Raw genomic sequence first — 21,362 nt, 5'->3', positions numbered from 1 at the left:
TTGGTTTACGGCAGTTCTGCAGGTTGATTAATAACAGGCTGTTTCAGGGGCAGCAGTACAATGAATACGGTACCTGCGCCTTCCTTGCTTTCTGCGGTGATCAGTCCGTTGTGACGCTGGATGATCTTTTTGACGATAGACAGGCCGATGCCGTTGCCCTCATATTCATCTTTGCCGTGAAGGCGCTGGAACATTACAAAGATCTTATTCAGGTAGATTTCGTTAAACCCGATGCCATTATCTTCGATGTAGATGCGGCAGTAATCTCCCTGTTCCTGTACGGGTGCGCTGAGTGATTTACCGGCTACCCGTTCTCCGCGAATGTTCAGCACCGGCGGTGTATCTTTCCTGGAAAATTTCAACGCATTGCTGATCAGGTTCTGGAACATCTGTCGCAGCCTGTCTGGTATACCCTCTACTGTTGGCAGGGGGGCCGTATTAATCTGGGCCTGCTTTTCGCGGATGAACAGCTCAAGGTCTGTAAGCGCATCCTGTAATGCCTGGTCCAGGCTGCAGGGAACGAACTTCGGCGTATCAGACAGTTTTGAATAATCCAGCACATCATTGATGAGCTTCCGCATTCTTTCAGAAGCCGCCATTACTTTGCTCATATAGACAGCGGCCTGGGGAATACCGGCCAGGAAACGGTCTGATACCAGGCGGCTGAAGGTAGTAATCTTCCGTAAAGGCTCCTGCAGGTCGTGCGATGCGATATAGGCATATTGCTGCAGTTCTCCGTTGCTGGCTTCCAGGGCTTTGTTGGCTTCCACCAGGGCAGCCGTTCGCTGTTCCACTTTCTGCTCCAGCGTTTCCCTGATCTCGTTCAGCTCTTTGGTTTGCCGGTACAGCCTGGTGAAAGTCTTTACTTTCAGCAGCAGTATATCCGGATCAAAAGGTTTGGTAATATAATCAACGCCGCCGGAAGCATACCCCTTTGTAATAAAGCGCTTATCTATATTTACGGCAGAAAGAAAGAGGATCGGGATGTCCCTGGACCTGCTATGCCCGGTCAGTGTTTCTGCCACTTCATAGCCATCCATTCCCGGCATTTGTACGTCCAGGATGATCAGTTCATACTCGTTCTTCAGAATCTTTTTCAGTGCTTCTTCTCCTGAGTTAGCTGTATCAGCATCATAAAGATGCAGGCGGAGTAGTGCTTTTAAAGAATATAGATTCTCTTGTTTGTCGTCAACTATCAGGATCATAACAATAAATATGCGCTAATGCCCCTTTAAGATCGCCATGTACATGTTGTGCGATCATGGTTAAAATATTATGCAACTCGCATGTATCCGTAGGTTTAGTGATAAAACAGGCGGCCCCGTTCTGCATCGTTTGGCTGATGTCTTTCGGATGGGCCGATGTTGTATAAATGACCACGGGAATATGCTGTAATGCCGGGTCATTCTTTAATTCAGACAGGCACTGCCTGCCATCCATCCTGGGCATATTAAGGTCCAGGAAGATCACATCGGGCAGCTGTGTATCTGCTGCCCGCAATTTGTCAAGGGCCTCCTTTCCGTTGATAGCGTTCTGGAAAGTTACGGTTGGGCTCACTTGCTGCAACATTTCTTCAAACAGAAATGTATCGTCCAGGTCATCGTCTACAAGTAAAAATACGGGTGCCAGGCGCTCCATTTAATAGATCCGTTCAGGTTAGTTTTAAGATCCCAAAGATGCTAATTATTTTTATACTATCTCATAGAATTTAGCCAGGCTGAACAGTAGTTTCAGGCTTTTGCTGGAAATCAACAAAGTTTTTTCTATCTTAAAAACTCATCAATAAAATGTAGGGAATCGAATAATGACTAACACCTTCAGGAGCATAGTGTTGCTCACGCTCTGTACCACCCTGGCATATGCGCAACCAGGACCCGCCGGTAAGCCGGTGTATGTAGCGCCGGTATATCAGCCTTTACCCCTTGGCGCCGTTAAACCGGAAGGCTGGCTGCGTAACCAGCTTTCCATCATGCGCAATGGCACCAGCGGCCATCTCGATGAAGTATACGGAAAAGTAAAAAATGATAACGGCTGGCTGGGCGGCGCAGGCGATGGCTGGGAAGAAACGCCCTACTGGCTGGATGGCGCCCTGCCACTGGCCTGGCTGCTGGATGATAAAACACTGCAGGATAAAGTAGGCAAATATGTGAACTGGGTGCTGGAGCATCAGCGCCCTTCCGGTTATTTCGGACCCATCACTAAAGAAGAAAGGGAAAAGCAGGTAGCCATTACGCCGGCTAACTGTGCCGCAGGCGACGACTGGTGGCCCAAAATGGTGATGCTGAAAGTATTGCAGCAATACTACAGCGCCACTGCCGATAAAAGAGTGATCCCTTTTATGACAAAATACTTCCGCTACCAGCTGGAAGCGATCAAAACCTGCCCGGTGGGTAAATGGACAGAGTGGGCCACTTCCCGCGGCGCTGATAATGTACTGATGGCACAATGGCTGTACAGCATTACCAAAGCGCCTTTCCTTTTGGAGCTGGCTTCGCGGCTGGAATCACAGTCCTTTCCCTGGAGCCGCTGGCTGGCTAACCGCGACTGGGTGATCAACGCCGCTACCTATCAGAATGATGAACACTGGATGCAGCGCCACGGCGTAAATGTGGCGATGGCACTGAAATCTCCCGCAGTGAATTTCCAGCGTACAAAAGACAGCGCCTATCTTAAAGGCCTGGCCACCGGCTTTCATGATCTCATGACCCTGCACGGCCTGCCCATGGGCATCTTTTCTGCGGATGAAGATCTGCACGGCAATGATCCCGTACAGGGCACTGAACTCTGCGCCATCGTAGAGGCCATGTACTCCCTGGAAGAGATCATCGCCATCACCGGGGATCATCGCTATATGGACGCACTGGAAAGAATGACCTTCAACGCTTTGCCTACGCAAACCACAGATGATTATAATGCCAAGCAATATTTTCAGATAGCCAACCAGGTGCAGGTAACAAAGGGTGTGTTCAGTTTTTCCCTGCCCTTTGAAAGAGAGATGAATAACGTGTTCGGTATGCGGAGCGGCTATACCTGCTGCCTGGCCAATATGCACCAGGGCTGGACCAAATTCACCAGCCACCTCTGGTACGCCACCCGTGATAAGGGTGTGGCGGCACTGGAATACAGTCCCAGTACACTCAGCACAACAGTAGGTAAGAACGCCGTTCCCCTTACCATCCGTGAGGTAACGGCCTATCCTTTTGAAGAAACCATCCGCTTTGAGCTCTCGCTGGAGAAAGAAGCGGCCTTTCCTTTACAGCTGCGCATTCCCGCCTGGTGCAATGAAGCGCTGATCTCTTTGAATGGCACGGAACTGCGTCGCGAAAAAGGCGGACAGGTCATCACCATCAACCGTACCTGGAAGAATAATGACCGTCTTACATTACAGCTGCCCATGCAGATGAGCACCTCCAACTGGGGCCGTAACTCCCGCGCCATAGAAAGAGGTCCGCTCGTGTACGCCCTCAAACTCGAAGAGCAATGGGAGAAAGGTCATGATGAAAAAGAAGGAGACTATTTTAACGTATACACAAAACAAGACTGGAACTACGGCCTGCCGGAAAGCATTGTCAAAGACCCGGCCGCCCATCTGCAGTTAAAAACATTACAGCCCGTTTCAGATACTTTTGTGTGGAACCAGGCACATGCCCCGCTGGCCATTATCGCCACCGGTAAAAAGATCCCTTCCTGGAAAATAGCAGACGGCATTGCACCCCAACCGGTAACGGATCGTACGGGTATTTATCGTGGAAAGGTGAATGAGGAGGAGGAGCAGATAACCCTGATCCCTTATGGGTGTACGAAGGTGAGGATAGTGGCGTTTCCGGTAGTGAAATAGTTCGTAAGTATCATCATTGCGGGGAGCCGCGCAGGCTTAGTGCGGAGCGGGACGAAGCAATCTTTTAATCGGCAAACGTATAAACGAAAACCCGCCATTTAACATAGAAGATTGCTTCGGCGCCCTGCGCGCTGTGCTCCACGACGCCTCGCAATGACGTTGGATGAAGACTTTATATCTCCTTCTTCTTCAGCTGCCCCACCGCATAATCCACTGCTCTTGCCGTTAATGCCATATACGTCAAACTCGGGTTCTGTGTAGACGTAGACGTCATACAGGCGCCATCTGTTACAAATACATTGCTGCAGGCGTGCAGCTGGTTCCATTTATTGAGCATGGAGGTTTTAGGATCACGGCCCATACGTACGCCGCCCATTTCGTGGATATCCAGTCCGGGCGCCTGTTTGGTGTCCACTACTTTAATATCCGTGAAGCCGGCTTTTGTAAACATTTCTGTCATCTGCTCCTGGTAGTCCTTTATCATCTTTTCATCATTATCGTCATAGCCGATATTGATCTTCAGCAAAGGCATACCCCATTCATCTTTTTGTGTGCTATCCAGTGAAACGCCGTTGGATGCTTTGGGGATGGTCTCACCCATCATATGCGATCCTACATACCAGGGGCCCATTTGTTTTTGAGACAGCTGTTCTTTCAGCTGCAGTCCAAAACCGTCGGTGTTATGGTAGCTGGAGCGGTATGCGCCAAAGCCGGCAGCGTATCCGCGAAGGAAGTCGGTCTCCTGTTTGTATACATTGCGGAAACGTGGCAGATAGGCGCTGGTGGGCCGTCTGCCTTCATCCCGCACATCTTTGAAATCGTTGCATACGGCATTGATATGTGTGCGGTAATTGTGGAAGGCTACATATTTACCCAGCACGCCGCTGTCGTTGCCAAGACCGTTAGGGAAGCGCTGTGATGTGGAGTTCAGCAGCAGCAGGTTGGTGTTCAGCGCACCTGCATTTACAAAGATGATAGCAGCATAGTATTCCACTACTTCCTTGGTGTGGGCATCAATTACCCGCACGCCGGTTGCTTTGTTCTTTTTATCATCGAAGATGATCTCCTGTACCACACTGTCCGGACGCAGGGTTAGGTTGCCTGTTTTTTCAGCCCAGGGCAGGGTAGAGGAGTTGCTGCTGAAATAGCCGCCAAAGGGGCAGCCGCGCTGGCATAGCGTACGGTTCTGGCACTGCACGCGGCCCTGGTCCAGGTGAATCTGCTGGGGCTGAGTAATATGGGCGCAGCGCCCGTAGATCACATGGCGGTCCTTATAGTTTTTGGCTACGCTTGCCTTGAAATATTTCTCCACGTCATTCAGTCCTACGGCGGGTAAGAATTCACCATCCGGCAAATTGGGCAGGCCGTCCTTATCTCCGGATATACCGGCAAACTTTTCCACATGGCTGTACCAGGGCGCCAGGTCGCTGTAGCGGATGGGCCAGTCTACTGCAAAGCCATCGCGTGCCGGGCCTTCAAAATCAAAATCGCTCCAGCGTTGTGTTTGTCTTGCCCACAGCAATGATTTGCCGCCTACCTGGTAACCGCGTATCCAGTCAAAGGGCTGGTCCTGCACATAGGGATGCTCCTTATCTTTTACAAAAAAGTGCATGGCATCTTCCTTGAAAGCGTAGCACCGGCTTACTACCGGGTTTTCCCGGGTGGTCTCCAGCGGCACTTCGCCGCGGTGGGGAAATTCCCAGGGCATCATATTGGTAGTGGGATAATCTTTCAGATGCCGTACGTTCCTACCACGCTCCAGCACTAATGTTTTTAATCCTTTCTCTGTAAGTTCCTTGGCTGCCCAGCCGCCGCTGATGCCGGAACCTATCACAATGGCGTCGAATGTACGCTGCTTGATGGAATCGTTCATGTTACTCATACTGTATCAGTGATCAAACTATGCTTTAACGCTGCTGATGTATTTACCCGGAACCAGTTTATATACCTGTACCTTGGTAAGATAGTATTCAGAGCTGGTGAAAGCCTGTATGGTGAGACGTTTGAAGGTGTTAAAGAAATATGCGGCATCATCGCCTGCATCTTTTGCAGCGATGGCTGCGGTCACGATCTTTTCCTGTTCCTGTGCCGTGCACTTGTCATAGGTTTTGCCGTATTGCTGCTGCACCTTGTCCTGGAACTGTTTCAGCCCCTTCACAAATTGTTCTCTTTGTTCAGGTTTGCTCAGATCATTCACCATCCGCAGGGCAAAGCGGTGCGCCGCTACTTCTTTTGCGCCTGGTGTGTCGGTGGTAGGAATGATGGTGGCAGCCAGCGCTTCCAGCATGGCTTCATCCTTTGTGGTAACAGGGAGATTGCTGAAGGCGGAAGCGGCGGGCTTTTTATCATTTACGCAGGCGGGCAGTATGGCTGCTCCCGCGGAGATGATGAAAAGCTGCCTGATCGCTGTTCTTCTGTTGATATGCATGTATAAAAAAGGTGTTTTTAACAAAATAAAAGTAAGCCGTCAAAATAGCAAGATCGGGATAAAAAAGTACAAGCTTATGCCGGAAATCCATAATTATCCTAACTTGTTGTGGTCCACGGTATGAAAATAGCATAAATTATGATGCATAGGTTTACAAAACAGCTAATATTCATGTGTTTCGTTTCCCTCAGTGCTTCGGCACAGGTACCGGTGATCCTGGATACGGATATTGCCGGCGACTATGACGATGTAGGCGCCATGGCCGTGTTGCATGCGTTGGCAGACAAAGGGGAGGCAAAGATACTGGCCGTTGTCTCGTGTAATGCCTTCGAAACCACTGTTCCTACCATCAGTGTACTGAATACCTATTTCGGGAGGCCTGAGCTGCCCGTAGGGATAACGGAGGGTAAGAAGCCCTACCTGGATTGTCCCCAGAAATGGGCGCAGGCCATCATCGCCATGTATCCGCACCGCCTGTCTTCCAATAAGAACGCTGAAAAGGCAGTGGCATTGTACCGCCGCATCCTGGCCGCAGCGCCGGATAGCTCGGTAACCATCGTCAGTGTGGGCTTTTTTACCAACCTGGCCGCCCTGCTGGCTTCCGGTCCGGATCAATATTCCCGGCTGGATGGCAGAAGCCTCATAAGGCAAAAGGTAAAACAGCTGGTATCCATGGCTGCCAGCCTGCCCCCCAATGCAACAAAAGGGCGGGAGTATAACGTGTACATAGACACCAAAGCCGCCCGCATGGTGTTTGAACAATGGGAAACGCCGGTGATCCTCAGTCCCCTGGAAGTAGGAGAGCAGATCCACACCGGCGTTCCGCTGATCAGGGACGAAAACATCCGCAACAGCCCCGTAAAAGATGCCTATGCCATTGCCCTGGGTAAAGACAAGAACACCAGCGGCCGCATGAGCTGGGACCAGACCGCCGTGCTGGCAGCCATCAGGGGCATTGAGCCCTGGTTCAATGTACGTAAGGTGAATTTCCGCATCGAAGATGATGGCAGCAACAGCCTTATCCCCGGAGAACGTTTCAGTCTGCTGGAATTGAACGACAGGAGAGATGAACTGCAAACACTGATAGAGCAGCTGATGCACCATCAGCCATTAGCTCCATTATCCATCCGCTCCAATCACTAACAGCTAACAGCCAACAGCTCAACCCTCACAGTTCCGCCTCAATCACCTTCACCGCGTTCCCCCGCTCCAGCACATTATGCTCGTGCCACTGGTCTTGCTGCTGCTCCAGCAGTTGTGCGGTATGCCAGGCTATTACTTTCGCCTTTAAACGTTCCATGCCCAGCTGCTTGTTCTGCAACTGTGAGCGGCTGTCTGCCGCCAGTACCTGTATGCCGGAGGGGATATGACTGCAACGCACGGCTGTTTCCACTTTGTTCACATGCTGGCCGCCCGGACCGGAAGCCCGGCAGGTTGCTACTACCACATCTTTGGGGTTCCATAAAGCCTGCTCCTGCAGGGGGAATATACCTACACCCACAAACCAGTTCTTACGTTTATGGAACCTGCGGTAAGGGCTTCTGGCAATCCACTGCACGGTGCCCTGCCACTCATCGATAAACGGCTGCAGGTTATTGCCTTTAGCCAGGAAGGTGGCAGACAACAACGCGCCTTTCAGGTCAGCCTGTTTACTATCCAATACGGAGATCTCAATACCTTTTGCTTTACATTGCTTCAGCATCATCTCCTGCACCCGGGCAACGGCCCGGCAACATTCTGCCGGTCCACGGCCCGAGGTGATCTGTACAATTATTTTGTCCATAATGATCTACTCTTTGTTCATTCTTACAATGCAGGGCATAAATCGTCCCTGCGTTTCCACTAATGCCGTTTGTGCGGCAATTACTTTTTCAATGTCCTTATAGGCCAGCGGATTTTCTTCAATGCTGCCGCCAATAAGGGTAACGTTGGACTGGCTGAGCATTTTCTTCAGCGCAGACACGGTCATACTTTCCCTGGCGCGTTGCCGGCTCATGGCCCGCCCGGCGCCGTGAGACGCGGAGTACAGCGCATCGCCCGCACCTTTGCCTGCTACCAGGTAAGCGGCGGTGCTCATGCTGCCGGGGATGATGCCCAACTCGCCTGCATGCGCAGGTGTTGCGCCTTTACGATGCACAATGGCGGGCGTGCCGTCTGCCAGGGTTTCCTTCCATGCAAAATTGTGATGGTTCTCTACCGTTACTAATTTTTGCAGCCCAAGCGCCTTCAGCAGGTTGGCATGTATACGGTCATGACAGGCTTTTGCATAATCGCCTGCCAGCTGCATGCTCAGCCAGTACTCCTGTCCGGCTTCGCTGTCCATATCCAGCCACGCCAGCTGCTGTGCAGATCGCGGCAGTCTGCAGGTATCCATGGCGATCCTGGTATAGTGCTGTGCAACACTGGCGCCCAGTCCGCGACCGCCGGAGTGGGATAAGAGGGCGGTATATCTGCCGGGTTGGAGCGCTAATGCATTGTGCGCATACAACTCTATCACGCCTACTTCTACAAAGTGATTACCGCTGCCTGAAGAGCCCAGCTGCCTGGCCGCTTTGCTGTGCAGTTTCTTTAACAGGTCTGTTGACTGAAATGCGGGGCTATCCAGCACTGCATGCTCCTGTGCAAATGCAAGTCCTCCTTCCATGCCGAAATGCGTGTATTCCTTCAGCGCAGTTTTTACCTGGTGTGCGTAGCGTTTTACATACTGCTCGTTTTCATCCAGGATGGACAGCGCCATTCTGCAGCCAATGTCTACACCTACGGCATGTGGTATCACCGCATTGCGGGTAGCCAGTACACCGCCTATGGGCAGGCCGTAGCCCACGTGGGCGTCGGGCATCAGTGCGCCCTGTATGGTAACCGGTAATGACATGGCCAGTTCCATTTGTTGTTTGGCGGCATGTTCTATTTCCTTACTGCCGTAAATTTTTAACTGGCCTGTTTGCTCCAGCAGCTCAAATGACTGGAAATTACAGGCGGCTTCCTGGTCTGCAAAGGTGGCCGCGATCCTGCCCAGCACTTCATCATGCAGGTAGGCTTGCGGATCGTGCTTAACATGGCTCAGCAGCGTAAGGATGTCTGCTTTGGCCGTGTGTTTAAAATGTTTTGAAATGATATTGATCACCAGGCTCCTGGCCTGGTCGTTCGTATATCCTATCTTACTGAGTTCTTTTGTTTTTAAATTGCTCATGGCTTTTTGGTATTGGCGATGGAAATGGCAATAGCCGTCGCTGCCAGAAAAGCGGGCAAAAGATAACCGTCATGATCATTATCAATGATCAGGCAATACTGTTCCGGTAAGTAAAAGGAAAAGGGGTAGCTTTTGCCCTTAGGCAGCTAATGAAAGAGATGATATGTAGAAGTGTTCAAGCATAATTCCTATGATTTTAAAAAGTGAAACAATCAGGAATCGGGCGCAAATGTATATATTTATTTTTAATTCACGCTGCCTTTCTTTTCTTCCTGCGTTTATCAATGATGATGTAAGCCACTAAACCTGACAACGATAATGCCGCTACCCATATCAGCGCCTTTTCTATCTGCCCGTTATGCCCGTATAGGGCCAGCAGTATCACCAGTGGTGTAATACCACCCATGGTGGCCAGTATATAGCGGTGGTATTTCATTTTGAGGATGCCGGTAACAAAGCTGAGCGAGTCGTTTGATAAGGAAGACAAACGGGTAATGGCGATAGCTGGTACGCCATATGCCCTGATAAATTCGCTGATCTTTTGCTGTGTTTTTACGCTCACGAATTTGTTCACGATGGATGGTCCCAGCATCCTGCCTATTACATATCCAAAGGAAGAAGAGGCAAATACGCCCAGCAACGAAATAACAGCGCCCCATACAGGGCCATAGCCAGTAATAGCCACCATCATCACCAGTACATTGGGCACAACAAAAAGGAACATCTGTACCACCATCAGGAGGATCAGCATTGCTGGTCCGCCAAGGCCAAACTGTTTCACCCATTCCCTGATGCGGTGCTGATCTTCGCTGGTAAGCACTTCATAGGCTGTTTTTATGCCGTGCTGAAAAGCAGGTATCAGCCAGTAGCACAAGCCCAGTATAGCCAGTATGGAAAGGGAGATAATAAACGGGAGCTTGCTTGTTTTTGTATCATGTATCCGGTTTGCAGCAGTCATAGATGCGTCTGTTCTTTTCCATAACTGCTTCAAAAAGCATACTAAAACCGTTTTGAAGAGCCTGGCGCAGATCAGTTGCTGCCTCCGGCAGTAGATTGTCTGATCCAGCCGTTCTGCGTATTAAACCGCACATACTGATAGTCTCCATATCCTCCCAGCACTTTGATACTGCTGCCTTCAGGCATGGTGGTCATCACCGCATTGATACTGTCGGGCGCATCCAGCAGGGGGGCTGCATTTTTCAGTACCAGCGTACGGGCGGCACGGTCTGTAACTGCGGTGCTTTCAATATAGCCTTCTCTTGTATCGGGTAGCACCACCTTGTACCAGTTGCCCGTGGCAGCCAGCACCCGCATCACTTGCCTGGAAGACAGCCTATCCAGTGTCATGCCGTTTCTGGCGGGCGTTACGCGAAGCTGTGCGGCGGCGGGATTGTGTACATATTGCTGCAGCAGTTCCAGCGGTGCGGTAATGGCTGCCGGTTGTGCCCTGTCAGGATTCACAAAGGGTAAGGGATCGATAGCGCCTCCCATGGTATAAACGCCGAAATGCAGGTGTGTAACGGTGTTGCGCGCATTGCCGGTATTCCCCATCAGTCCCAGCGGCTCGCCTTTATTTACGCGCTGGCCCTGCCGTACCAGTTGCTCATCCAGGTGCGCATAGTACAACGTATAATCTTTACCGTCAGGTTGCAGGAACACCACTTTGCCGCCCAGGTTGTTTTCACGCACACTGCTTACATACCCGCTGGCGGCCGCTACCACCGGTGTTCTGAACTTACCGGAGATATCAATGCCTTCATGCCTGCGGCTGCCTTTGTCCCTGCCATCGCCCCAGAAACTGATGATCCTGTAAGTAGCATTGGCCTGTACCGGGAAACCCAGGCTTGGGCCGCTGGTGATCACTAGGGTATATTCTCCGCCACGTAACAGTTCCGGCTGTACGCGCATCAGTAAACGGCCCGTTTTCTTCACTTCATACTGCAGCTGTAAGGCGGTAGTATCAGCAGCTTCCAGTAATGATGGCGTACCGCCCTCTGTACCGCTTTGCCATAGTTCCGTGAAAAGCTGGAAACTGCCGTGCGGTTTGATACTTACCTGTATGTTGATCTGCTCTCCCCGTTTTACGGGAAAAACATAACCGGATGCATCTGGTTTTTCAGCAGCAAAGTAGCCGGTTTCGCGGTATGGCAGCGTGATGGTCAGGGGCCGTGCCAGCGCCTTTTCCCCTGCGGCAAACCATAGTTTGCCTACCGTAGTGGTTTGTAGTCCAGCATCGGCAATACGGCCGGCATATTGCTCACGCGCCGTCTTTTTGGCGAACACTCCTTTTTTGGAAGCAGAGCAGGCAAAGATCATCGTTGCTGTGAATAGTAACAGTATTGCGGGCTGGTACTGATCAGTTCTTTTCATATAGGCAGCAGTTTCCCGGAGAGCCGGCACAATTGTCGCGCCAATCGAAGAATCTACCCGGAACTTTTCTATTTTTATACAATATAATCCATCATTATGAAATTCAGGAACCTTGCATTAACGCTTCTTCTTATTTCCGCTAAGGCGCTGGCGCAGCAAAGCTCGGCCGATACATTGCAAACCGCCAAAGGTGTGCTGTCTATCCAGCCCGTGCAGCATGCCAGCCTGGTGCTCACGGTGGAAAGCCTTACCATTTATGCCGATCCCGATGGGGGAGGAGATAAGTACAAAGGCTATAGCGAGCCCGATATTATCCTGATCACCGATATCCATGGCGATCATTTCAACCCGGCTACCATTGCCGCCGTTAAAACAGTGAAGACATTACTGGTGGTGCCGCAGGCAGTAGCCGATAAACTAACGGCGGAAGACAGGGCAAAAGCCATTGTGCTCAGGAATGGGGAACAAACTACACAGGCTGGTATCACCATCACCGCTATCCCGATGTATAACCCGCCCGGCGGGCCCGACGCCAAACATCCCAAAGGCAGGGGCAATGGCTATGTGCTGAATATCGGCGGCAAAAATATTTACCTCTCCGGCGATACGGAAGATATTCCCGAAATGCGCGCACTCAAAAATATTGATGTGGCTTTTGTTTGCATGAACCTGCCCTATACCATGGACGTAAACCATGCGGCAGATGCCGTACTGGCTTTCAAACCCCGCGTAGTGTATCCTTATCACTACCGCGGACAAAATGGCCTGAGCGATGTGAACGTGTTCAAACGCCTGGTAGAAGAAGGCAACAAGAACATCACCGTCCGCCTGCGTAACTGGTACAACTAAAACCCATCCCTCATGCTTGCCAGAAGAACATTTATCACTACCATCGCAAAAGCGGCAGGCGCCGCCGCCGTATTAAGCGTTCCCGGCGCCGCTATGGCCGCCCGGAAAAGCTATACCGTACGTGAAGTGATGGATATCATACTGAAAGATATTCCCGGCGCTCCCTTTCAGCAAACGGTAGACACGCTCAAAAGCGGCAGTGATACACAGGTAGTCTCCGGTATCGTTACCACCATGTTCGCCACCATTGCGGTGATTGAAGAAGCTGCCAGACGGAAGGCTAATTTCATCATTGCCCATGAGCCTACTTTCTATAACCACCAGGATGATACGAACTGGTCCGGGCAAAACCACATCGTACGCCGCAAGCAGGAACTGCTGAAGCAACACAATATAGCCGTGTGGCGCTTTCATGATTACTGGCATACACACCGCCCCGACGGAGTAGGATATGGGGTGCTGAAAAAAACAGGCTGGCTGCAATATTATAAGCCCGGTAACACCATCCTTCACCTGCCGCCTGCTTCATTGCAGCAGGTGGTCAGTACCCTGAAACAATCCCTGGGCATCCGGCAGCTGCGGGTGATAGGCGACCTTTCACAAAGCTGTGAACGGATAGCCCTGCTGCCAGGGGCTGCCGGCGGACAAAGACAGATTGCCCTGGTGGAAAAAGAACAGCCCGATGTGCTGATCGCAGGCGAGGTACATGAATGGGAAACCGCAGAATACATTCGCGATGCCCGTCAGCTGGGATCAAAAACCGCCCTCATCGTGCTGGGGCATTCCCAGAGCGAAGAGCCGGGAATGGAATGGCTGGTAGACTGGCTGCAACCTAAACTGCAGGGCGTAACGGTAACGCATATTACCTCCGGTAATCCTTTTACATTCGTTTAAAAGCATCAATAGCCTTATATTTTTCTTATACTGCCGGTTTACTAAAGTGATGAATACCAGGGGGAAAGTGGCTGAAAGCACATTTTCTCCCTATATTTTCCGGATATTATTATGCTGCCTTGCAGCGTCTCCCTATTTTTCACGCTGAAAAACCTATTCATCACTTAAATCCCTCTTAATGAAAACCATCTCCTGGATCTGTTGCTGTATCCTGTTTTTATCGGCATGCACTAAATCCTTACTAAAGGAAGATCCCTCATTGCCCGATGCCTCCGCCCTGCAAAAAGTATCGGCCAATGCGCTTGCAGTGAATAAAACAACCGGCAAGAAGATCTTCATCCACTGGATGCCCTGGTTTGAAACGCCGGCCTCCAGGGGCGCCTGGGGATATCACTGGAAGATGAACACCCAGAACCCGGACATTATCGTGAACGGCAAACGCCAGATCGCCGCTTACTTCTATCCTAAAACGGGCCCCTACGCTTCCGGCGATCCCGATATCATAGAGTACCAGCTGCTGCTCATGAAATATGCAGGGGCAGATGGGGTATTTATCGACTGGCCGGGTACCCGCCAGCGGTATGATTACCCCGACAACCTGGCTAATTCCAACGCCCTGATCAGTAAGCTGAATGCGGTGGGCTTACAATTCTCTATCGTACATGAAGACAGGAACTGGGATCCCGGTCAGACCTCCGGCGCCCATGGCGATTTTGTGTACATGCAAAACAACTATTTTGCCCAGCCCAATTACCTGAGAACGAATAATGTGCCGGTGGTGCTCAATTTCGGGCCTATTACCTTTCACCAGTCGTCCGAATGGGACCAGATCCTGAACGGCCTCTATCCTCGTCCTGCAGTGATACCGCTGTACGGTTTTACCAACCAGGTAGGCGCGCACAATGCAGGTGGCGAGTTTCCCTGGATCTACCAGGATCATCCCACGGTAGTGGATAACTATTACCGGCAGCTCAGCAGCTTTGCCTTACCCATCGGCGTGGTGTATCCCGGCTTCAAATCTTTCTATGCCGCCGGCGGGGCAGACGGCCCCACCTGGCAGATCGCGCACAATGGTACCGCTACTTTTGCTGCCATGCTGGATAAAGCCCTGAACTCGGGCGTGGGCATCATCCAGTTCGCAACCTGGAACGATTATGGCGAAGGTACCATGATAGAGCCTACTGAAGAATTTGGCTATTCTTTCCTTACCACCATGCAGCAAAAGTTAGGTGTTCCCTACGGGCAAAATGAGCTGGAGCTGATCTTCCGCCTTTACCAGTTCCGTAAACAATACAGTGGCAACAGCGGCGTACAGCAGCAGCTTAACCAGGTGTTCAGTTACCTGGCCAGCCTGCAGGTAAGCAATGCGGAGAGCCTGCTGAACAGCATTGGTGGCGGCGGGAATAATCCTCCGCCCGCAGGTAACGGTGTATACATTAAGAACAGGTGGCTGAATACTTACCTGTATGAAGACAATGGCCAGGTGAAATACAGTACCGGTAACACGGGTAACCAATACAAATGGGTACAGGAACAGGTGAACGGTCACACCCGCTTTAAGAACCTGGCCACCGGTCATTACCTGAACATAGAGCATCGCTACCCTTACGCTGAAAGCACGGATGTGCCCAACACCTTCTGGAGCAGTTACTGGGTGTTGGAGAGCTATAACGGTTACGTACGTGTGAAAAACGAATGGCAGGGTACTTACCTGAACCTGGAGAACCAGAGCGGCTTTGCGCAATGTACGGCAGTACCGGATTACTTTGAGAGCGGACAGTGGGTGTTGCAGCCTTAACGGCCTTCTCTTTCAATTGCGCATACGCTACCGGGCGTATGCGCAATTGTGCTTATGCATTGGAATCTTTGCCGGCGCTTATTTCGTTATGTACATATTCCAGGATGTCTCCCGGCTGGCAGTCCAGGGCTTTGCAAATGGCGGCTAATGTACTGAAACGGACTGCCTTTGCCTTGCCGGTCTTCAGGATGGAAAGATTGGATAATGTCAGGTCAATTCTTTCAGAAAGTTCATTCAGAGAAATTTTCCGCCTGGCCATCATCACATCTAAGTTGACTATAATCGGCATCTCTTAAATTGTTAAGTCATTTTCAGATTTCATATCTATGGCATTCTGCAATAGTCTTTCAAATATTGCAGCAGCGGTGGCAATTACAATAGCAACAAAAGTGGTCACGATACAGACGGCAATAAAACCTGCAGGGTCATCTTCCTTGTTATGCCAGATCCTGACGTACAGCCCTGCCAACACAATTAAAGCGCTGAATACGATCGCGCAATACTTTATGCTCTTCAGGGTCTTGACCGCGTTCGGCGAAAATACCTGATGATGCCCGATATAGCCCAGTAATCTGAACGCCTTGTACAGCGCAACAAAGAAAGCAATGGACGTGGCGTATCCATACAGGATGAAGGGGTCAGCATAAATGCTGAACAGGTCCAGGTTGGCGGCTCTGCCTTCCATTAAGGGAAGGCGTATTAAAAGGGCAAGGGCCACTATGCCAATGAGCACCACCACTGCCTGGAGGAATATGATTGAAATTCTTTTCATAATGATGTTATGATTAAGCCGGTACTCCAAAAATAATAAAAAATTATTGATAAACAATAAATATTTAGTGTAATATAGAAATATATGGGAGTAGTTCATTAGTTACAGTAGGCATTTCCTGGTGTTTTATTAGAAAAAGAACTTATGTGCTAATTTAGTATCAGTATGGTGCACTTAACAGTTAGCTGGTAATATGAGCGGCTGTACTGAAGGTTTTGACGTCTATTCTTTACCTTTAGCCTAAATTATACTGTCATGCAAAAAGTAGTTCATTTTGAAATACCCGCAGATAACCTCGAGCGGGCAAAGAAATTCTACAGTGACATTTTTGGCTGGCAATTACAGGATTGGCCCCTGCAGGATGGTTCCATCTATACAGGCGCCAGGACAGTGGAAGTGGATGAAACCACCTTTATACCTAAGGAACCGGGCGCTATTAACGGCGGCATCGTACAGAGGGATGCCTTCGTTAAAACACCCCAGGTAACAGTGAACGTGCCCTCCATTGATGAATATGCGGAAAAGATCACAGCAGCCGGCGGCAGCATCATTAAAGCAAAGCAGGAGATAGAAGGCGCCGGGTACTATGCCTACGTGGCCGACAGTGAAGGAAACCTGTTGGGCCTTTGGGAAGACATCAAAAAATAGTTGGGAGCGGGTAGACTTTTAAGATTCTAAATTCCATAAATGATCATTTTTTACGGGCAGTGCAACACCTGCAGGTTATATCGGCTGATATTACTGGCTATATTATTGACATCATTCTCCTCCCGCGCGCAGGAACACATTGCAAATGACAGTGTTGAAGTGGCCATTGCCCCCTGGTATAATGAGGCAGGCAGTTTACATCGTTTCTTTTTTGGCGCCAACTACAGGAAGCTCTGGGCTATCCCGGTGAAGCTCCGCGTTATTCATCTTGCCACTGAAAAAGGAGGGCTCAGCATCCTCCAGGAAGGCGGCGGACAGCAAACCAGGTCGCTCAGGCTGCGTGATGCCGGGGGCCGGGAATGGGTATTGAGAAGCGTACAGAAATATCCCGAACGCCAGCTGCCGCCTAAGCTGCGGAAGACAGTGGCCCGCGACATCCTGCAGGACCAGGTGACCACGGCCAATCCCTTTGCCGCCGTTACCGTTCCACCCCTGGCGGCAGCGCTGGATATTCCCCATTCCAACCCGGAAATAGTATACGTAGCCGCAGATCCTGAACTGGGCCAGTACCGCGAAGAATTTGGCAACAAGCCTTTCCTGCTGGAAGAACGTGAGCCATTGGAATCGCAGGATACGGACAACACCGGGAAAGTGCAGGAGAAGCTGAAAGACGATAACGATGTGTCTGTAGATCAGAAGATCGTTTTACGGGCAAGGCTGCTCGATATGGTGCTGGGCGACTGGGATCGTCATGAGGATCAATGGCGCTGGGATAAAGTGAAAGACAACAAGGAAACCAGGTACACGCCCGTGCCCCGCGACAGAGACCAGGTATATTACAATACCTCAGGCGTATTTCCCTGGATTGTTGCGCACCAATGGCTGAAAGCAAAGTTCCAGCCCTATAAGGAAGAGATCCGCGACATTAAAGGCTGGAACTTCAACGCCCGCTATTTTGACCGCTATTTCCTGAACCAGCTCAGTGAAGCAGACTGGCGCGAAGAGATCACCTATGTTCAAACGCATCTTACAGATGCAATGGTTACCGCCGCGCTGAAACGCATGCCCGATAAGATCTACCAGGCAGCCGGTGTGGAAACGGGCCGCATTCTCATGGCTCGCCGGGATAATCTCATGCACCAGGCCCTGGAATACTACCGCTTTATTGCAATTTATGTAGACGTGCCGATGTCTGACAAACGCGAGCGTTTCAACATACAGGAAAATAACGGGCAGCTTGAGCTCAGTATCCTGAAGCTGAAGAAAGATGCTTCCCGCCACGAGGATACCATCTACCACCGCATTTTTGATCCCGCCGTTACCAAAGAAATAAGGCTCTACGGCTTTGGCGGAGAAGATGAATTCAATGTGAACGGCCCCCTGACGTCGCCCGTTAAGATCCGGATGATAGGCGGCAGCGGTAAAGACAGCTTCTCTATAGACAGCGCCACGCACGATAAAAAACACCTGTACATTTACGACCGCTCAGATAAGAAGAACCAGCTGCCGTCCCGCTCCCTGGCTAAGATCAGGACCTCACGGGATACTGCCGTGAACGACTTTAACCCCCAAAGTTTTCAATACGACCGCTTTGAACCGCTGATCCTGGCGCACTACAACAATGACTACGGCATCAGCCTGGTTACCGGTTTTGCGCTGACCAAACATGGCTTCAGAAAAGAACCCTATGCCTTCCGCCACCAGTTGATGATCGAATATTCATTTGTACGCAAGTCATTCCTGATCAACTATACCGCGGATTATAAAAAGGTGTTCGGCAAGAATGACCTGAATATTAATGTCTTTTCCCGCGGACCCAATAACATGAGCAATTTCTTCGGTATAGGCAATGATACTTACTTCAGGGAACGCGATGGAAGGATCTCCTATTACCGTAACCGTTACGACTATGTGCAGGGAGATGTCAGGATCAGCCGAACGTTGAAAAACCTGACCCTCAGCGCCGGTCCGGGTGTCCAGTTCTATAACAGTAAACAGTCCGGCAACGACGACAAGTTCCTCAAAGACTTTAACCTGCTGGCGCCCGGTGAAGACGTATTCAGCGATAAATGGTATGCAGGCCTGGTAGGCGCTGCTGTTTTCGATACCCGCAATGACAGGTCGTCCCCCACGAAAGGCGTACGCTGGCGCACCACCCTGACTGCCATGCAGCAGGTGTCGCACGGCAGTAAACGTTATGGGGAGTTGCTGTCGGAGTTCAGCTTCTACCTCAATCCTGACCAACGAAATATTGTAGTGATCGCCAACCGTACGGGCGCAGGTACCACCTTTGGTGATCCTGCCTATTTCCAGCTTTTAAAGGTAGGCGGTCCGCAAACATTGCGTGGTTACCATACCTGGCGTTTCTCCGGTAAGACGATGGTGTATGATAATTTTGAGCTGCGCCTGAAAGTATTGGACTTTAATTCTTACCTCTTTCCCGGTTCCATCGGTGTGATCGGGTTTAATGATATCGGCCGGGTATGGATGCCGGGAGAATCTTCTGCTACCTGGCATGATGGTTATGGCGCGGGTATTTACTTCATCCCGAATGAGCTGGTATTACTGCAGTTCTCAAAAGGGTATTCAGTGGAGGGGTCTATAAATTATCTTACGCTGGGGTATAGGTTTTGAGTAATTTTTTTACGTTATGGCAATTCATGGTGCAGATACAAGGGTCTTCATCCAATGTCATTGCGAGGCTCAGCCGAGCTCTGTGGGAAGCCTGGACCGAAGCAATCTTTTAAATTCAGCTTTTTTAAATAGCAGACGGGTCTTCAGACACGTTTATCATTTAAAGGATTGCTTCGTCGCGCTCCGCGCAAAGCTCCGTGCAGCTCCTCGCAATGACGTATGCTGAAGACCCTTCTTTGGCTTACCAAATACCCTTCAACTCATACACCGTCATCTGCTTCAACGCCGCCGTACCGCCTTTTACAGACAGCCCCAATGCCTTGTTCTCACTATCAATATTTACATTCACCGGCATAAATAACAACCCATCAGCTGTAAATACCTCCACGCCTATACGGTCTGCATAAATAATCAGATCCAGCGTCCCCTTTGTCAGTGGCGCGGGAGCACGTACGCCGTCTATTACCAGCTCCTGTTTACTTACATCATAGGTAATCGGCAAACCATGTATATCCAGTACCACTTCTTTTGCTTTTCCAGGTTCGATGGAAGCCCTTATTTCTACCAACCCTGCCTGGATGCCGGCTAAGGGATTGGCATCTCCTTCCTTCAGGCGGCGGGCGCCGACAGGATAGCTGGCTGCCCGTAAAGTTTCCAGTTCCTTCACTGGTGTACGGCTCAGGCGGATACCCCTGGGCGTACGTACCAGCTTCAGTTCCATGGGAATGCTTTGCGACTGGTTAAAGCTATTATCTGCTTTATTGGTATGCGTTCTCCACCAGCCTATTTCAATACGCCGGCCTTTGGGTTCATCGCTGATGGTTTGCGCGGCATAATAATCCCTGCCGTGTTGTCCCTGCAATCTTTCTGCTTCCGGTGTAAAAGTAGTACCGTCAAAGGTACCTACTGCATACTGGCTGTTGGCCGCGGTCAGCACCCATTTCTTTTCACTACTGCCTTCCACCGGCAGCTCAAAGAATTCAGGACATTCAAACAGGTAACGGTCATCGCCAATGCCGCCTTTTACGATGCTTGTGGGCGTCCAGTGCAGCAGGTCGGGAGAGGTGAGGAACTGTATGGTATGTTGTCCCTTATCCCGCTCTACCCACAATACCATCACCCATTTTTGGGTAGGCGCATGCCATATCACTTTGGGGTCGCGGTTATCTTTGTTGATCCTTGGTACCACGGCATGCCCCAGCTTTTTAAAATGGCGGCCATCTGTGCTCCAGGCAAGGAACTGTCCCCAGGCGCGGGCGGCGGTATAGAACAATACCATAGCCGGTTTGCCCGGCGCTCCCAGTCCGCTGGTGTTATTGCTGTCTACCACAGCGCCCCCGCTGAACATTGGTCCGGAGTGGTCGGGGTGCAGCACATCGCCCATTTCCTGCCAGTGTACCAGGTCTTTGCTCACGGCATGCCCCCAGGTCATGTTACCCCAGTTCACTCCATAGGGGTTATGCTGGAAGAACAGGTGATACTCGCCATTGTAATATACCAGTCCGTTCGGATCGTTGGTCCATCCCCGTTTGGGTGAGAAATGGAACTGTCCACGCAGCTTTTCCCCGTACAGCGGCCCTGCATTGGTATCCTCATTACTTTGCCTGATGGGATGAAAGGCGGTGGATGATGCGCTCAGTTTGTCCACCCGTAATTCGATCTCCTTGTCCTTCCAGGCGCTGATGTCAATATAAGCCAGCCAGTCCGGTGTGCCGTCTGCCAGTTCGATATCAAACCAGCGTTCTTCCACGCCATCTATCCATAGTTCAACATTCTTTTTGGGGGCGCCGTTCTTTACCGGTAATACCAGCCATTTATCAGTGGCTTTGAACACCTGGCTGAAGCTGGGTTCATTATTGTTGTTTTGCCCCTTAACTGTTGCCAGCGAAAGCAAACACAATAACAACCCTGTCAATACAATCTTCATATTTTTTTCTTTTT

At 50.6% G+C, this 21,362-nt stretch carries 18 protein-coding genes; 7 read left to right on the top strand and 11 right to left on the bottom strand.

The genetic code is table 11. From position 1 onward, the window contains the following. Positions 1 to 5: 5 nt before the first annotated feature. The gene (locus Q0577_RS21455; RefSeq protein ID WP_298740014.1) at positions 6 to 1,205 is read right to left on the bottom strand and encodes a response regulator; all 1,200 of its coding nucleotides are present in this window, start codon (positions 1,203 to 1,205) and stop codon (positions 6 to 8) included. Beyond that, positions 1,189 to 1,638, bottom strand: a complete 450-nt coding sequence (locus tag Q0577_RS21450) for a response regulator (RefSeq protein WP_298740013.1) — start codon at positions 1,636 to 1,638, stop codon at positions 1,189 to 1,191. The genes Q0577_RS21455 and Q0577_RS21450 overlap by 17 nt, the downstream gene beginning before the upstream one ends. Before the next feature lie 166 nt (positions 1,639 to 1,804). Here Q0577_RS21450 and Q0577_RS21445 point away from each other — a divergent pair, with 166 nt between their 5' ends. Beyond that, the gene (locus tag Q0577_RS21445; protein WP_298740012.1) at positions 1,805 to 3,838 is read left to right on the top strand and encodes a beta-L-arabinofuranosidase domain-containing protein; all 2,034 of its coding nucleotides are present in this window, start codon (positions 1,805 to 1,807) and stop codon (positions 3,836 to 3,838) included. A 172-nt stretch (positions 3,839 to 4,010) separates the two neighbouring features. Here Q0577_RS21445 and Q0577_RS21440 read toward each other — a convergent pair whose 3' ends face one another. Both Q0577_RS21440 and Q0577_RS21435 read right to left on the bottom strand, forming a co-directional pair. Then, positions 4,011 to 5,720 (bottom strand): GMC family oxidoreductase, encoded by a 1,710-nt coding sequence (locus tag Q0577_RS21440; protein ID WP_298740011.1) that lies wholly within the window; start codon positions 5,718 to 5,720, stop codon positions 4,011 to 4,013. 18 nt (positions 5,721 to 5,738) lie between these two features. Next, a complete protein-coding gene (locus Q0577_RS21435; RefSeq protein ID WP_298740009.1) occupies positions 5,739 to 6,266 on the bottom strand; it encodes a gluconate 2-dehydrogenase subunit 3 family protein in 528 nt (175 codons plus the stop codon). Positions 6,267 to 6,437: 171 nt separating this feature from the next. Here Q0577_RS21435 and Q0577_RS21430 point away from each other — a divergent pair, with 171 nt between their 5' ends. Continuing rightward, a complete protein-coding gene (locus Q0577_RS21430; RefSeq protein ID WP_298740008.1) occupies positions 6,438 to 7,409 on the top strand; it encodes a nucleoside hydrolase in 972 nt (323 codons plus the stop codon). Between the two features lie 25 nt (positions 7,410 to 7,434). On the opposite strand, the gene prfH is transcribed toward Q0577_RS21430, so the two are convergent. From prfH to Q0577_RS21410, 4 genes are all read right to left on the bottom strand, one after another. Further along, a complete protein-coding gene (gene prfH, locus Q0577_RS21425; RefSeq protein ID WP_298740007.1) occupies positions 7,435 to 8,049 on the bottom strand; it encodes a peptide chain release factor H in 615 nt (204 codons plus the stop codon). A gap of 6 nt (positions 8,050 to 8,055) precedes the next feature. Further along, positions 8,056 to 9,456 carry an RtcB family protein gene (locus Q0577_RS21420; RefSeq protein WP_298740006.1) on the bottom strand — a complete coding sequence of 467 codons (1,401 nt, stop codon included), beginning with the start codon at positions 9,454 to 9,456 and terminating at the stop codon, positions 8,056 to 8,058. Positions 9,457 to 9,706: 250 nt separating this feature from the next. Further along, positions 9,707 to 10,414 carry a VTT domain-containing protein gene (locus tag Q0577_RS21415; RefSeq protein WP_298740004.1) on the bottom strand — a complete coding sequence of 236 codons (708 nt, stop codon included), beginning with the start codon at positions 10,412 to 10,414 and terminating at the stop codon, positions 9,707 to 9,709. Between the two features lie 71 nt (positions 10,415 to 10,485). Beyond that, positions 10,486 to 11,826 (bottom strand): M23 family metallopeptidase, encoded by a 1,341-nt coding sequence (locus Q0577_RS21410; protein WP_298740002.1) that lies wholly within the window; start codon positions 11,824 to 11,826, stop codon positions 10,486 to 10,488. Positions 11,827 to 11,922: 96 nt separating this feature from the next. Between Q0577_RS21410 and Q0577_RS21405 the strand changes: the two genes are divergently transcribed. The 3 genes from Q0577_RS21405 (at position 11,923) to Q0577_RS21395 (ending at position 15,367) form a co-directional block, all read left to right on the top strand. Beyond that, complete coding sequence (locus tag Q0577_RS21405; RefSeq protein WP_298740000.1) at positions 11,923 to 12,675, top strand: MBL fold metallo-hydrolase; 753 nt, start codon at positions 11,923 to 11,925, stop codon at positions 12,673 to 12,675. Positions 12,676 to 12,687: 12 nt separating this feature from the next. After that, the gene (locus tag Q0577_RS21400; RefSeq protein ID WP_298739999.1) at positions 12,688 to 13,569 is read left to right on the top strand and encodes a Nif3-like dinuclear metal center hexameric protein; all 882 of its coding nucleotides are present in this window, start codon (positions 12,688 to 12,690) and stop codon (positions 13,567 to 13,569) included. A gap of 178 nt (positions 13,570 to 13,747) precedes the next feature. Next, complete coding sequence (locus tag Q0577_RS21395) at positions 13,748 to 15,367, top strand: glycoside hydrolase family 71/99-like protein (RefSeq protein ID WP_298739997.1); 1,620 nt, start codon at positions 13,748 to 13,750, stop codon at positions 15,365 to 15,367. Positions 15,368 to 15,419: 52 nt separating this feature from the next. Here the strand turns inward: Q0577_RS21395 and Q0577_RS21390 are convergent, their stop codons facing one another. After that, positions 15,420 to 15,656 carry a helix-turn-helix transcriptional regulator gene (locus Q0577_RS21390; RefSeq protein WP_298739995.1) on the bottom strand — a complete coding sequence of 79 codons (237 nt, stop codon included), beginning with the start codon at positions 15,654 to 15,656 and terminating at the stop codon, positions 15,420 to 15,422. A 3-nt stretch (positions 15,657 to 15,659) separates the two neighbouring features. Next, positions 15,660 to 16,139, bottom strand: coding sequence for a DUF2975 domain-containing protein (locus Q0577_RS21385; protein WP_298739993.1), 480 nt, complete (start codon positions 16,137 to 16,139; stop codon positions 15,660 to 15,662). 255 nt (positions 16,140 to 16,394) lie between these two features. Between Q0577_RS21385 and Q0577_RS21380 the strand changes: the two genes are divergently transcribed. Both Q0577_RS21380 and Q0577_RS21375 read left to right on the top strand, forming a co-directional pair. Continuing rightward, a complete protein-coding gene (locus tag Q0577_RS21380) occupies positions 16,395 to 16,787 on the top strand; it encodes a VOC family protein (protein WP_298739991.1) in 393 nt (130 codons plus the stop codon). Between the two features lie 39 nt (positions 16,788 to 16,826). Continuing rightward, positions 16,827 to 19,421, top strand: coding sequence for a BamA/TamA family outer membrane protein (locus tag Q0577_RS21375; RefSeq protein ID WP_298739990.1), 2,595 nt, complete (start codon positions 16,827 to 16,829; stop codon positions 19,419 to 19,421). A 241-nt stretch (positions 19,422 to 19,662) separates the two neighbouring features. On the opposite strand, the gene Q0577_RS21370 is transcribed toward Q0577_RS21375, so the two are convergent. Continuing rightward, on the bottom strand, positions 19,663 to 21,348 hold the full coding sequence (locus Q0577_RS21370; protein ID WP_298739989.1) for a glycoside hydrolase family 32 protein: 1,686 nt from the start codon (positions 21,346 to 21,348) through the stop codon (positions 19,663 to 19,665). Positions 21,349 to 21,362 lie beyond the last annotated feature (14 nt).

This window comes from uncultured Chitinophaga sp. (assembly GCF_937898475.1).
Taxonomy (GTDB): domain Bacteria; phylum Bacteroidota; class Bacteroidia; order Chitinophagales; family Chitinophagaceae; genus Chitinophaga.
Note: the sequence above shows the minus strand (reverse complement) of the source record. Positions and strands in the feature narration are given on the sequence as shown.

Bases quoted from the DNA above. Each gene is read 5' to 3' on its own strand.
- Q0577_RS21390 (WP_298739995.1), bottom strand. From the start codon at position 15,656: ATGCCGATTATAGTCAACTTAGATGTGATGATGGCCAGGCGGAAAATT.
- Q0577_RS21450 (WP_298740013.1), bottom strand. From the start codon at position 1,638: ATGGAGCGCCTGGCACCCGTATTTTTACTTGTAGACGATGACCTGGAC.
- Q0577_RS21410 (WP_298740002.1), bottom strand. From the start codon at position 11,826: ATGAAAAGAACTGATCAGTACCAGCCCGCAATACTGTTACTATTCACA.
- Q0577_RS21420 (WP_298740006.1), bottom strand. From the start codon at position 9,456: ATGAGCAATTTAAAAACAAAAGAACTCAGTAAGATAGGATATACGAAC.
- Q0577_RS21395 (WP_298739997.1), top strand. From the start codon at position 13,748: ATGAAAACCATCTCCTGGATCTGTTGCTGTATCCTGTTTTTATCGGCA.
- Q0577_RS21440 (WP_298740011.1), bottom strand. From the start codon at position 5,720: ATGAGTAACATGAACGATTCCATCAAGCAGCGTACATTCGACGCCATT.
- Q0577_RS21435 (WP_298740009.1), bottom strand. From the start codon at position 6,266: ATGCATATCAACAGAAGAACAGCGATCAGGCAGCTTTTCATCATCTCC.
- Q0577_RS21445 (WP_298740012.1), top strand. From the start codon at position 1,805: ATGACTAACACCTTCAGGAGCATAGTGTTGCTCACGCTCTGTACCACC.
- Q0577_RS21380 (WP_298739991.1), top strand. From the start codon at position 16,395: ATGCAAAAAGTAGTTCATTTTGAAATACCCGCAGATAACCTCGAGCGG.
- Q0577_RS21415 (WP_298740004.1), bottom strand. From the start codon at position 10,414: ATGACTGCTGCAAACCGGATACATGATACAAAAACAAGCAAGCTCCCG.
- prfH (WP_298740007.1), bottom strand. From the start codon at position 8,049: ATGGACAAAATAATTGTACAGATCACCTCGGGCCGTGGACCGGCAGAA.
- Q0577_RS21405 (WP_298740000.1), top strand. From the start codon at position 11,923: ATGAAATTCAGGAACCTTGCATTAACGCTTCTTCTTATTTCCGCTAAG.
- Q0577_RS21375 (WP_298739990.1), top strand. From the start codon at position 16,827: ATGATCATTTTTTACGGGCAGTGCAACACCTGCAGGTTATATCGGCTG.
- Q0577_RS21385 (WP_298739993.1), bottom strand. From the start codon at position 16,139: ATGAAAAGAATTTCAATCATATTCCTCCAGGCAGTGGTGGTGCTCATT.
- Q0577_RS21430 (WP_298740008.1), top strand. From the start codon at position 6,438: ATGTGTTTCGTTTCCCTCAGTGCTTCGGCACAGGTACCGGTGATCCTG.
- Q0577_RS21400 (WP_298739999.1), top strand. From the start codon at position 12,688: ATGCTTGCCAGAAGAACATTTATCACTACCATCGCAAAAGCGGCAGGC.
- Q0577_RS21455 (WP_298740014.1), bottom strand. From the start codon at position 1,205: ATGATCCTGATAGTTGACGACAAACAAGAGAATCTATATTCTTTAAAA.
- Q0577_RS21370 (WP_298739989.1), bottom strand. From the start codon at position 21,348: ATGAAGATTGTATTGACAGGGTTGTTATTGTGTTTGCTTTCGCTGGCA.